General features: G+C 51.7%; 14 protein-coding genes. 2 read left to right on the top strand and 12 right to left on the bottom strand.

Features of this window, described 5'->3' with window-relative positions; all coding sequences use genetic code 11:
- The 4 genes from Q4A85_RS12305 to Q4A85_RS12320 form a co-directional block, all read right to left on the bottom strand.
- Positions 1 to 290: hypothetical protein (locus Q4A85_RS12305; RefSeq protein ID WP_303110781.1), on the bottom strand; the 290-nt coding region annotated here is incomplete at its 3' end.
- Positions 291 to 300: 10 nt separating this feature from the next.
- Complete coding sequence (locus Q4A85_RS12310; RefSeq protein WP_303110783.1) at positions 301 to 1,542, bottom strand: hypothetical protein; 1,242 nt, start codon at positions 1,540 to 1,542, stop codon at positions 301 to 303.
- A 14-nt stretch (positions 1,543 to 1,556) separates the two neighbouring features.
- A complete protein-coding gene (locus Q4A85_RS12315; protein ID WP_303110785.1) occupies positions 1,557 to 2,135 on the bottom strand; it encodes a hypothetical protein in 579 nt (192 codons plus the stop codon).
- Between the two features lie 241 nt (positions 2,136 to 2,376).
- Positions 2,377 to 3,042: a hypothetical protein gene (locus Q4A85_RS12320; RefSeq protein WP_303110787.1), complete on the bottom strand. Its 666-nt coding sequence runs from the start codon at positions 3,040 to 3,042 to the stop codon at positions 2,377 to 2,379.
- Positions 3,043 to 3,165: 123 nt separating this feature from the next.
- Here Q4A85_RS12320 and Q4A85_RS12325 point away from each other — a divergent pair, with 123 nt between their 5' ends.
- Together Q4A85_RS12325 and Q4A85_RS12330 are read left to right on the top strand one after the other, a co-directional pair.
- Positions 3,166 to 3,666, top strand: a complete 501-nt coding sequence (locus Q4A85_RS12325) for a GAF domain-containing protein (protein WP_303110789.1) — start codon at positions 3,166 to 3,168, stop codon at positions 3,664 to 3,666.
- Positions 3,667 to 3,758: 92 nt separating this feature from the next.
- On the top strand, positions 3,759 to 5,168 hold the full coding sequence (locus tag Q4A85_RS12330; protein ID WP_303110791.1) for a DUF2868 domain-containing protein: 1,410 nt from the start codon (positions 3,759 to 3,761) through the stop codon (positions 5,166 to 5,168).
- Between the two features lie 351 nt (positions 5,169 to 5,519).
- Here the strand turns inward: Q4A85_RS12330 and Q4A85_RS12335 are convergent, their stop codons facing one another.
- From Q4A85_RS12335 to Q4A85_RS12370, 8 genes are all read right to left on the bottom strand, one after another.
- Positions 5,520 to 6,863, bottom strand: a complete 1,344-nt coding sequence (locus Q4A85_RS12335; RefSeq protein WP_303110792.1) for an NCS2 family permease — start codon at positions 6,861 to 6,863, stop codon at positions 5,520 to 5,522.
- Positions 6,864 to 6,870: 7 nt separating this feature from the next.
- Positions 6,871 to 7,020, bottom strand: coding sequence for a hypothetical protein (locus Q4A85_RS12340; RefSeq protein ID WP_303110794.1), 150 nt, complete (start codon positions 7,018 to 7,020; stop codon positions 6,871 to 6,873).
- A 2-nt stretch (positions 7,021 to 7,022) separates the two neighbouring features.
- Entirely contained in the window at positions 7,023 to 8,066 is a 1,044-nt protein-coding gene (lpxK, locus tag Q4A85_RS12345; protein ID WP_303110796.1) for a tetraacyldisaccharide 4'-kinase, read from the bottom strand.
- A 117-nt stretch (positions 8,067 to 8,183) separates the two neighbouring features.
- Complete coding sequence (kdsB, locus tag Q4A85_RS12350) at positions 8,184 to 8,945, bottom strand: 3-deoxy-manno-octulosonate cytidylyltransferase (RefSeq protein ID WP_303110798.1); 762 nt, start codon at positions 8,943 to 8,945, stop codon at positions 8,184 to 8,186.
- Entirely contained in the window at positions 8,942 to 9,124 is a 183-nt protein-coding gene (locus Q4A85_RS12355) for a Trm112 family protein (protein WP_303110800.1), read from the bottom strand. Before Q4A85_RS12355 ends, kdsB begins: the two co-directional genes overlap by 4 nt.
- Positions 9,106 to 9,417: a hypothetical protein gene (locus Q4A85_RS12360; protein WP_303110802.1), complete on the bottom strand. Its 312-nt coding sequence runs from the start codon at positions 9,415 to 9,417 to the stop codon at positions 9,106 to 9,108. The genes Q4A85_RS12355 and Q4A85_RS12360 overlap by 19 nt, the downstream gene beginning before the upstream one ends.
- Positions 9,418 to 9,433: 16 nt before the next feature.
- Positions 9,434 to 10,864 carry a patatin-like phospholipase family protein gene (locus Q4A85_RS12365; protein ID WP_303110805.1) on the bottom strand — a complete coding sequence of 477 codons (1,431 nt, stop codon included), beginning with the start codon at positions 10,862 to 10,864 and terminating at the stop codon, positions 9,434 to 9,436.
- A 45-nt stretch (positions 10,865 to 10,909) separates the two neighbouring features.
- Entirely contained in the window at positions 10,910 to 12,049 is a 1,140-nt protein-coding gene (locus tag Q4A85_RS12370) for a 5-(carboxyamino)imidazole ribonucleotide synthase (RefSeq protein ID WP_303110806.1), read from the bottom strand.
- Positions 12,050 to 12,164: the final 115 nt, after the last annotated feature.

A 12,164-nucleotide genomic window follows, 5' to 3' on the forward strand; every position in this document is an offset into this window, starting at 1 on the left:
TTGCTTTGATGCCGCTTGATTTTTTCGGGTAGCATACTTTTTAGGACACTACCAATTATTTTTATTCTCTCATCCAAGCTATCCACAGGCTGATTAATGGCTTGTTCCACTGTATGACGTGTTACTTGCCTGATGTCTGCGGCAGTATCGTTAAGTTTCTTGCTAGCTTCAGAAAGCGCTTGATTGGCTTGAGAAGCCGCCAAGTCAAAAGATTTTTGCCGTTGTTCGGTTTTACCTTGAAGCAGAATAATGTTTTGGATGAGTTCATCAATTTTTCTTTCTAAATCCATGTTTTTCTCATTATCTTTTGATTGTTAAGGTATTCATTTCTTGGATGCGCTCTTGTTCCAAATCATATGCCTGAACAGCTTCCCTTGATTTCCGTTCAGCATCTTGTCCGACATTGGAAGCCATCATGCTATCTAGCGCAGCAAAGCGACTATCATCATGGTCAGATAAAAGCGCGGCAAAACCGTACTTATTGAAATCTTGAACGGAAGCATTTTTATCAAGCGATTTAGAAATATCAACGGTTTCTTTATTGCCCCGATCATCGACTGGATTTGTCTGCTCTACGGGAACATGTTGATGGGTTTTATAAGTATGATCAAACAAACCATGCTGTTTTCTGCCTAAATCATAATAGGGGATACGGTCGTTAGGATTGTTTAATTGAATACCAGCCCGCTCTAAACGCGACTCATCTAAACCTAAGGCTTTCAAATCAATACGGAATGGATCAGGATTATGCTCTTTGCCATGTTCGTTTTGCTCATACCACATGGCTGTGCTGATTTCACTAGCTGCATAATAGTGGTTGTAATTGACTTTACCTTTACCAACTGTAATATCAGGATTGTCAAAATAATTAGTTTCCATGCCTTGAATATTGCGAGAATTGTAGCTTAAAGTTAGGTCTGCATTTGGAGTTAGATTAGACTTGATTGTGTACTTATTACCGTTTTTCTCAATAAAGTCTTTCATTCTAAAATTAGCAACTTGATGTATATTTTTTAAGGTTATTGCTGTCCCTTTATTTCTAGATTCTTCTTTAACCATACTAACTACCGCATTGTTTCCTGCAATTTCAGCGGTAACCTCGTCCCATTTGTGCGCAGCCATCATTTTACGCACCTCTTGGGTATAGTCCCTTGGAGATGGTTTTTGAGCTTCCAGTGTCAAGTCTCGTTCATAATTAAATGTTGCCTTGCCCATTGCTCTATTGTTACGGGCATGACGGATTTCATGTCCCAAGACAAAGACATTATCGCCTTTTTCTTGTTGATAATTGGCAGATGAAAACTGATCCAATGAAATAGAAATTACTTTGTTTTGCCCATTAAACCCACCACCCATGCCACTATTAGGCGGCAGTGCTTGCAAACTTAGTAATAGTCCTCTATTAGCAACGTAATTAAACTGCTCATTTAACACAGGTGAAGATAAAATTGCATCTTTCAGATTATTAACGTGTTCCTTAGTTACGCCGTTTTGTTTACTGAAATCATTAATAATTTTTTGTGCTTTTTCAGAAAATGCCATTTTAAGATTCCTTTTTAATAAATACTCATCATACCAACACAGTTAGGTTCACCTTCTTTGGGTTCATCTCCCGCTTCTCTACGCAAAGGAATAACTCGGATATTTAAATAACTGTTCTTTAATGTTGTAAATTCGTAAACTGCACCATATCTCAATTGATGTTGGACAGAAAATCCCAATTTTTCTGCCCGTGAAAGAAAATCTTCAAATGTGATATTACACTCTGGAAAAGTATTGACACTTAAACGATTAGGTTCTTGATTAAAAAGTATTGATAAATATTTTCCCCCAATAATATTTTTTACAAATTCAATATATTCCCACCAGTTTTTTGAAATGTTTTCCGCAAATCCATATGATCCATGATCATCAGTTGGTTCAGTATGTATCCCATAAATCTCTTCCAATCTCTCAGGCGTAAGCTCATCAACAGACTTGGTTTCATGCATCAGTTTTAGTGTTTTGAGCAGTAGTTGTTCGGGTGTGAGTTTTACATTGGGATTTAGTTTTTGGCGGTAGGCTTCCATAGGGTCTTTTTCCTTTTTGGCAAGAGATGGGGCAAAGATTTGTGCGGTATCAATTTGAGTTGACATAGGCTCTTTTTCCTTTTGAACAGGTGGGGTTAATGTGTGCTGTGTTTCAGACTGCACACAGGCGGCTAAATTTGTGCATATGAGCGCAGATAATAGTAGCATTCGAAACATAAACACTTCCTAAACTGAAAACAGTTTATTGAAAAATATAAATTTTATCACGATTTATTTGTTTAAACAATTTACACATTTTTTAAACTTGTGGATAATTTTTTCGCTATTTTTAGGTTAAAAATTACTTTTAATAAATACTCATCATACCAACACAGTTAGGCTCACCTTCTTTGGGTTCATCTCCCGCTTCTCTACGCAAAGGAATAACTCGGATATTTAAATAGCCATTATTTAATCTTGTAAATTCGTAAATTGCGTCATATCTTAGTTGATGTTGGACAGTAAATCCTAATTTTTCTGCTCGTGAAAGAAAATCTTCAAATGTGATATTGCACTCTGGAAAAGTACCAACACGCGCATCTAATTCAGTAGTAGAATCAATAGATAAACGAGATACTCCAATTTCACTAATTACTTCAATATAATGTTCCCAATCTTTGGAAATTTTTTCATAAAAACCGTATTTAGTTTCGCTTTCTCTTTGAAATGAAACACCGTAAATCTCTTCCAATCTCTCAGGCGTAAGCTCATCAACAGACTTGGTTTCCTGCATCAGTTTTAGTGTTTTGAGCAGCAGTTGTTCGGGTGTGAGTTTTACATTGGGATTTAGTTTTTGGCGGCGGGCTTCCATAGGGTCTTTTTCCTTTTTGGCAGGTGGAGATGTAAAAACTTCGGTGGTATCAATTTTAGTTTTTTCCTTTTCAACGGTTGAAGATAATGCTTGTTGTGTTTCATATGGCGCACAAGCGGTTAGAATGGTGCATATAAGTGTAGATAATAGTAATCGAAACATAGGTCCTCCTAAACTGTGAAATGGATTATATAATAAACTAAGGGTATTCTAGAATCACACTTTCAGGCTGCCTCTCCCCACCAAAAAAATCCCTTTTCTAACGTTCTCCACAAAGGCAACCCTATGCACCCCATCCAAACCACCCCCGCCCCCAAAGCCGAGCAATACCAACAGCTTCTGCCCCAGCTTCAAGCCTTGATTGCTGCCGATGCCGATATTCCCATCGCCACGCTGGCCAATGTGTGCGCGGTGTTAAAAGAGCAGTTCAGCTGGTTTTGGGTGGGCTTTTATTTGGTGGACAACAGCCGCAGTGAGTTGATACTTGCGCCGTTTCAAGGCCCGCTCGCTTGCACGCGCATTCCAAAAGGGCGCGGCGTGTGCGGGCAGGCGTGGGCGCAAAATCAAACGCTGGTTGTGCCCGATGTGAACCAGCATCCCGACCACATCGCCTGTTCCAGCCAATCGCAATCCGAAATTGTCGTCCCTTTGCACAACGGCGCGGGCGAAGTGGTCGGCGTGTTAGACATTGACCACACCGAACTTGCCACCTTTGACGCAACCGACGCGCATTATTTGCAACAGCTTTGCGCGATATTGAGCCAACAGCTTTTTCAGGCTGCCTAAACCATAGACATCCCAAGGCAGCCTGAAAATGAATTGATACGCTTCGCCGAAGCAAAGTGCCCATTTCTCCACCCCCCATAAGGACATAGTGAATGCAGGTTCTAAGTAACAAGGCATTCTTGCCCCTAAGGCAGCCTGAAAACCGCCTGAGGGCAAGCATGCCGTTTCCTGTATTTCCCCCCAACAGCAACCCCAAAATGCCCTACCACCATACCGAACTCATCCGCCTGCTAGAACAACGCCACCATCCCTTCCCCAGCGACCCCGCGTCCATCACCGAGATCCTGCGCCAAGCCGATGGCACGCCCGAAGCCAAGCTGCACCGCCGCGCCCAGCTGATAGACCGCGACCAACACATCGCCCAGCGTCTCGCCCAGCATCAGCAACGCCTGCGCTTCGCCCGCCGCGTTGCCTGCGCAGCATGGTTCATCATCGGGCTGCTCGGCACATACCAACTGATGCAACAAAGCAGCCTGAATTTCATGCTCATCCTAGTCGGCATACTCGGCGGCAACAGCCTGATGCTGATTATCTGGCTGATAAGCCTAACGCAAAAATACCGCGCCCCCACCAGCATCCCCCTTTGGCTCACAGGCAACCTGAAAGACCCCATCCACCAGACCCTGCTGGAACATGACGCGCAAACCGCTGCCCAGCCCCCCTTTCGCTGGATACGCAGCCGCATCAGCCACCAAATCGCCCTATGCGGCTTGCTCGGCATGTTCACCGCCAGCCTGATGCTGCTCACCGTGCGCCAATACCAATTCAACTGGCAAAGCACCCTGCTCACCGACCAACACTTCACCCACATCATCCACACCCTTGCATGGCTGCCCGCCCAACTCGGCATCCCCACCCCATCGCCCAACATCATCGCCGCCGCCCGCAACCACTACCACAGCGAACACGCCGCCCAATGGGGCATCCTGCTGCTCGCCAGCATCCTGTGCTACGGCATCATCCCCCGCCTAATAGCATGGCTCATCTGCTGGCAACACAGCCGCCGCTACCGCCCCACGCTCAATCTCGCCCAGCCCTACTACCAAAACATCATCCAACAATGGCAACGGCAAATCATCGACGATGCCAGCGACTACCAACCCGACCGCCCCGCCATTGCCCCCGCCAAAATCCCACTCAACAGCGCAGGCGAACATTGGGCAATTTTGCTAGAAGCCCCCAACGCCCCCGACAACTGGCACAGCCACATACTCGGGCAAGACTGGACAGACAAAGGCAGCATCAACGAACGCGCCGAACTCGCCCGCCTAATCAACGAGCTTGCCGCCCAGCCCGTGCAACTGCTCATCGGCATCCGCGCCCAGCAAACCCCCGACCGCGGCATCATCCGCCAAATCGCCCAGCTCGCCCAAGCCGCCCAACACAACATCATCATCCAACTCTTGCCCAGCAACCCCCAAAGTCCCACCCCCGCCGAGCAAGAACGCCGCGCCCTTTGGCACAAAGCCCTGCAAGAGAACAGCTGGAATGGGTTGAATTGAAGCCGCCCTTGTTTACAAGGTTCGTGCGATATAAAAGGCAGCCTGAAAACGCATCTACACGTTTTCAGGCTGCCTTATCGTTTACCAACCATCAATTACCCCTTTTCAGGCTGAAATCTTTGCAAAACCTAAAACGAAACAAGAAATGGTCAATTCTCCGTCATTCCCGCGTAGGCGGGAATCTTGGTGAAATTTTTGCAATGTAGTGTTTTTACATGAGTTTCTTAATATCAAACAAGATTCCCGCCTACGCGGGAATGACGGCATTTCTTACTTTCAGGCTGCTGTTAGGGTTTTGCAAAGGTTTCAGGCTGCCTATTGTTCACAGTAAACAAAAGCAGCCTGCCCCCATCACGCCCCCAAAAACCAAAATTTCGCTAGCCAAGCCACCGCCACGAACCACACCATCGGCGGCACATCCTTGGCGCGATTGCACAGCAGCTTCACCGCCGCATAGCTGATAAAGCCCATCGCAATGCCATCGGCGATGGAATAGGTGAACGGCATAAACGCGATGGTCAAAAACGCGGGCGCGGCTTCGGTGATGTCTTTCCAGTTGATTTCAATGGCGGAGCGCATCATCTGCACGCCGATATACAGCAGCGCGGGCGCGGTGGCAAAGGCGGGCACGGCTTTGGCAAGCGGCGAAAACCACAAACACGCCAGCATCAACACGCCCACGGTGATGGCGGTTAAGCCCGTGCGCCCGCCCGCCGCCACGCCCGCCGCACTTTCTACATACGGCGTGGTGGACGATGTGCCCAAGCCCGCGCCCACCACGATGGCGATGCTGTCGGCAAACAAAGCCTTTTTCAGGCGCGGCAAATGCCCGTTTTCGTCCAGCAAGCCCGCGCGGTGCGACACGCCCACCAGCGTGCCCGTGCTGTCAAACAAATCCACCAAGAAAAACACAAACACCACCGCAATCAGGCTGCCTGAAAACAAATGGCTAAAATCCATTTGCATAAAGGTGGGCGCGATGCTGGGCACGCGGGACACAATGCCATCAATCTGCGTTAAGCCCAAGCCTGCGGCAATGGCGGTAATCACAAAAATGCTGATGATGATTGCGCCGCGCACACGGTAATAATCCAGCGCGATGGTGAGCAACAAGCCCGCCAGCGTGAGCAACACGGGGTAGTTGGGTAGCTTCGCGCCGTTTTGTTCCACATATAAATTGCCCATTTTCAGCAGCGTGGCTTCGCTGGCGACCACCACGCCTGAGTCTTTGAGCGCAATCAGCGCGAGAAACAGCCCGATGCCCGCCGCAATCGCCATTTTTAAGCTCATCGGCAGCGCATTCACCAGCATTTCGCGCACTTTGAACAAGCTAAACGCAATAAAAATGCAGCCTGAAACGAATACGGCTGCGAGTGCGACTTGCCACGATACGCCCATGCCCATCACCACGCTGTATGTGAAATAGGCATTTAAGCCCATCCCAGGGGCGAGCGCGATGGGATAGTTCGCCAAGCCGCCCATCACAAAGCAGCCGATGGCGGAAGCGATGCAGGTGGCGACAAACACCGCGCCAAAATCCATGCCCGCTTGCGAGAGCACGCTGGGATTGACGATGGTGATGTAGCACAGGGTAAGAAAGGTGGTGAAGCCCGCCAAGAGTTCGGTGCGGACGGTGGTGCCTTTTTCGGCGAGCTTGAACCAGCGTTCAAGTAAAGAAGTGTTGGGATGGCTCATGGTTTTGTTAAGCCGAGTGAAAAACGGGGCGGATTATAGCGGGATTTGGATGCGGGCGGGGGGAAGTTTTGGCTTCGTTAAACACCGTTTCAGGCTGCCTTGGGGCGGGATAAGGCAGCCTGAAACGAAGTTCAGCGTAGCCAAACCGCATCCGCATTTTCAGGCTGCCTGTATCCCCAATTCCGCCAGCACCCAATCCGCCAAGTCGGGGGTAATTTGCGCGTCAATCGGCAGCACCCAGATGTTGCTTGGGGCGTGCGGCGGCGGGGGCAGCTTGGCGGCATCTTTTTCGGTAACGAAAATATAGTCGGCAGCGGGCAGCGCGGTTCTATCCAGCGCGGCGTGGTCGGGCAGGGCGATGGTGTGCGCAAGGGAGATGCCCAGCGCGGTTAGGCTGTCAAAAAACCGCTGCGGGCGGGCGATGGCGGCGATGGCGATGCAGCGGGCGTGGGTTTTCAGGCTGCCTATATCCAGTTTTTCGCTGGGCTGGGCATAGCGATAGGGCGCGGTGGCGACAACTTGGCTGGTGAACAGGGCGATGCGCTCGGGCAGTCTGAAATGTTGTTGCGCGGCGGGGGCGATGGCGGGCGCGGCTTGGCTGAACACGATGGCGTTCACGTCGCGCAGGCGGGCGATGGGTTCGCGCAGTCCGCCGTTGGGCAGCACGTCTAAATCGTGGCGGGCGGCATCGGCAGCGGGGAATACGCAGATTTCTAGGTCGCGGGCTAGGGCGTAGTGTTGCAGGCCATCGTCGGCGATGATGATTTGCAGGCTGGGATGGGCGGCGAGCAGGGCACGGGCGGCGGCGATGCGGTATCTGGCAACGGCGGTGGGCGCGTGGGTGCGGCGGTGGAGCAGCAAGGGTTCGTCGCCTGCTTGGGCAGCGGTGCTGTGCGCGGTTAAAACGTGGGGCGTTTTCAGGCTGCGTCCGTAGCCACGGCTGATGATGCCCACGGCGATGCCGCGCGTTTGCAAGGCGGCAACCAGCGCGGCGGTGATGGGGGTTTTGCCTGTGCCGCCTGCGTGGATGTTGCCCACGATGACCACGGGCACGGGCAGTTTTTCGCTTTTCAGGCTGCCGGCCAGATAGCGGGCACGGCGGCGCGTGGCGATGGCGCGAAACAGGATGGAGAGCGGGCGCAGGAGCAGGCGCAGGACGGGGCGGGGGGATTGCCAATGGCGTTCTAGCAGGGTGTGGAGCATTTTCAGGCTGCCTTTATGCTTGATTTGTTTTCAAGGCTGAGACCTTTATAGAAGCCATGAGACAGCCTGAAACCTAGAATGGAGCGGCGACGGCTCGTCGCCAAGCTGCCTAACTGTTTACGCCGTCCACTCGCGGCGCACGCGGTCTAAATCTTCCTGCGTGTCCACGCCTGCGGGCGGGGCTTCGGTAAGCACTTCCACCGCGATGGGGTAGCCGTGCCACAGCACGCGCAGTTGTTCTAGGCTTTCGGTGGTTTCCAGCGGCGACACGCTCATGGCGGCGTATTGCTGCAAAAAGCCCGCGCGGTAGGCATAGATGCCGATGTGGCGCAGCGGGGCGGGTTGCGGCAGCCTGAAATCGCCCGCTTGCATGATGTCGCGCGGGTAGGCGATGGGGGCGCGGCTGAAATACAGCGCGTTTTGCGCTTGGCTCAGCACCACTTTCACGCAGTTGGGGTTTTGGAACTCGGCAAAATCGTGCACAGGATGGGCGGCAGTTGCCATCGGCGCGTCGCTGGCTGCGAGCTTGTGGGCAACGCGGTCAATCAGCGCGGCGGGTATCATCGGTTCATCGCCTTGCACGTTGACCACGATTTCGTGTTCAGGCAGCCCTAAAATTTGCACGGCTTCGGCAAGGCGGGTGCTGCCGCTTTGGTGTGCGCTGCTGGTTAAAACGCTGGTGATGCCGTGTACGGTGCAGGCGGCTTGGATGTCGGCGTAGTCGGTGGCAACGATGATACGGCTGGCGGTGCTTTGCTGGGCGCGTTCGGCAACGCGCACCACCATCGGTTTGCCGTGGATGTCGGCAAGGGCTTTGTTGGGCAGGCGGCTGGAAGATAGCCGCGCGGGGATGATGATGCTGAACGGTATCGCGCTCATGATTTGGCTTCCAAGTCGCTCAATTCGCGGGCTTCGTTTTCCAGCAAAATGGGGATGCCATCGCGGATGGGAAACGCAAGGCGGGCGGCTTTGCTCCACAGCTCTTGCTTGTCGGCGTGGTATTCCAGCGGTTTTTTGATAAGCGGGCAAACGAGTTTGGCTAGGTATTTGGGTTGCATGGCGTATCCTTTGGATAGGGGTTGAGAAAGGGGGGCAGGCGTTTAAGCTGCGCGGAACTTGGTTTCAGGCTGCCTTTGATGGTGCTGCCATCGTTTAGGTTTAAGGCAGCCTTCATGTTGGCACAGCCCAAAGGCAGCCTGAAAACAATGGCGGGCGGCTTGCCCGCGCGCAGGCTGAATTTTAGCCAATTTTTACCAAATGGCATAACGGGGTTGGGCGAAGCCAATAGAGCATGGATAAATATCACCCCAACCGCCAAAATAGTTTTCAGGCTGCCTACTGATGTACCCATAGGCAGCCTGAAAATCCTATTGCACGTTTTCTGGCGCAGGCGCAGGCGTTTCCCCCGCCCTACTCTTTTCAGGCTGCCCCACTTCTTGCAGCAGCTGCTGAAACTCGGGCGATTGTTTCACCAAAATTTTCGCCGCCTGTTTCAAATCATTGATGCTCTCGCGCGGCAAATAATACGTTGTTGGAATATTCAGCGCGCGCGTGCGCAATTTAGACTGCGGCAAATCATGCAAACTCAAACTCACAAAATGCATCCGAATCGGCTTCTCCGCATCTTTTTGCGCCGCATTCCAGCTGTTCACCATCGCGCGAAATTGGCGCAGCGATTCCTGCGAAGCCCGCGCAATCGGCACATCAATCGTTGCGTTAATCATGTCGCGGAACGATGGAATTTTCGCCTGCTGGCTAATCGTTTCGCTAATCTGATTTTGCGCGTTCACGCTCACAATAATCACGCGGCCGATGTTTTTTGTTTCCAGCATCGACTGCAACGAGCTATTCGGATAAATCTCTTGCGTTTCCAGCAAACTGCGCAGCCCCAAATTATCCGTTAAACCGCCATCCACCAAATGCAAAAACGGACGCGCCTTGCTATCGGCATAATAAGGATTGCGCAAAATCTCGTGCCGCGTTTTCTCTTGCCACGAATCGCCATCCGACACCAAGGCAGCCTGAAAACGCGCAGGCACGGTGTAGCCGCAGTTGCCGCTGTTGTTGTTCAACGTCAGCGGCGAAAAGATAACAGGCACCGAGCTAGACGCAGCCACCGCCCGCGCCACGCGCAAATCCGACAAATCCAAACAAAATTGGTCAAAATTTTCCTGCGTAAAATCAATGCGCTGTCCCGAAGCCATATCCGTGGCACTAATCACCGCAAACGGGCCTTTGCGATATTTGTTCAAATCACCAAAGGTCATATTGCCAAACAGCGTGTTCTCAAACTGCTCTTGCAGCAAATCGCCGCGCCCATATTCAGGCGAAGCCAAGCGCGGCATATTGGAAAACGACAACGCCTGCTTAAACATCAGCCGCTGAAAATTCTGCTTCAAAAACCGCTCTTCAAAACGCGGAATCACCTGCTCGCCATGCAGCGCGTAATACACCGCCAGCACCGAGCCGCCCGACACGCCAAACACCAAATCGCTGCTCGCCGTCAGTGTGGTGCGCCTGCCGTTGAGCAGCAGCGGATAATCGTTAAACGCCGTCAGCACGCCATAACCCAACGCCGCCGCCCGCGTGCCGCCGCCCGAAAACATCATAATCACCAACGTGTTATCTTGATTACTGCGCTGAATGCTCAGCTCCAAACGGTAGCCTTCATTCTCGCGCACGCGGTCAATCGTTTTGGTCGGCTGATACGCCACTAGCGAACACGCCGATAGCCATACCGCGCTCGCCGCTATCATCGCCCGTTTTAGGCAGCCTGAAAACCATACAAAATCACTCATAAGCTATACCAAAAGCAGCCTGAAAACCGTTTTCAGGCTGCCTAATCATTGAAACTTTAACTGTTGATGCAGCGATTGCGCGATGCGATAGGCTTCGTCCGCCGAATCCGCCAACACCGTAAAATGCCCCATCTTGCGCCCCTTGCGCGGCTCAACCTTGCCATACAAATGCAAATGCGCCTGCGGATGATTCAACACCCCCGCCCAATTCGGCTCTTCCCCCTGCTCGCCCCACGCATCGCCCAAAATATTCGCCATGCAACACGCCGACAGCAAGCGCGTATCCGCAGGCGGCAAGCCACACATCAAGCGCACCTGCTGCTGAAACTGGCTGCTCGCACACGCATCAATCGTATGATGCCCACTATTATGCGGGCGCGGCGCAATCTCATTCACCACCAACCGCTGCTCATCCCCCACCACAAACATCTCCACCGCCAACACGCCCACATAATCCAACTCATTTGCCAAGCGTACTGCCATCTGTTTGGCTTCGGCTAGCAAGTTTTCAGGCAGCCGCGCAGGCACCAGCGAATACGCCAAAATGCCGTTTGCATGATGATTTTCCGCAGGGTCAAACGTTGCAATCCGCGCATCATCCAAACGGCACACAATCACCGAAATCTCCGCACGCAAATCCACCAATTGCTCCAACACACACGGCACATTGCCCAGCGCAACAAACGCTGCCTGCAATCCCGCCAACGTGCTCACCTTAATTTGCCCCTTGCCATCATAGCCCAACGTTGCCGTTTTCAGCACCGCAGGAAACAACGGTTCACATTCCGCCACAATATCCGATGCAGCCTGAATCACCCGATACGGCGCAGTTTCCAAGCCCGCCTTGCGAATCCACTCTTTTTCCCAAATCCGATTTTGCGCAATCGCTACGCATTCGCCACTGGGCGAAACTTGGGTAGCAACCGCCAAATCACGCATCCCCCCCGCGTTTACATTTTCAAACTCCGTAGTAACCGCAGCGCATCGCGCCAATTCTGCCAGCGCATTTTTATCATCAAACGGCACACAAAGATGCTTATCCGCAAACCTAGCCGCAGGCGAATGCGTATCGGGTTCAAGCACCATCACTTGATAGCCCATCGTTTTCGCCGCCAGCGTAAACATACTGCCCAACTGCCCGCCGCCTAAAATACCCAAAAACTTGGGTGGATAAATAACCTTCATCAGATTGCCACCAAAAATAAAAAGCGCATTATAGCTTTAAATTCTCTTCCGCCAAAACCGAACCCCCTTTGGTCGAAGAACCGAAGGGGGTATAAGGAATAAAGAGTTTGGCGAT

It is taken from the genome of Kingella sp. (in: b-proteobacteria), assembly GCF_030527935.1.
In the GTDB taxonomy this organism is placed as follows: domain Bacteria; phylum Pseudomonadota; class Gammaproteobacteria; order Burkholderiales; family Neisseriaceae; genus Kingella_B.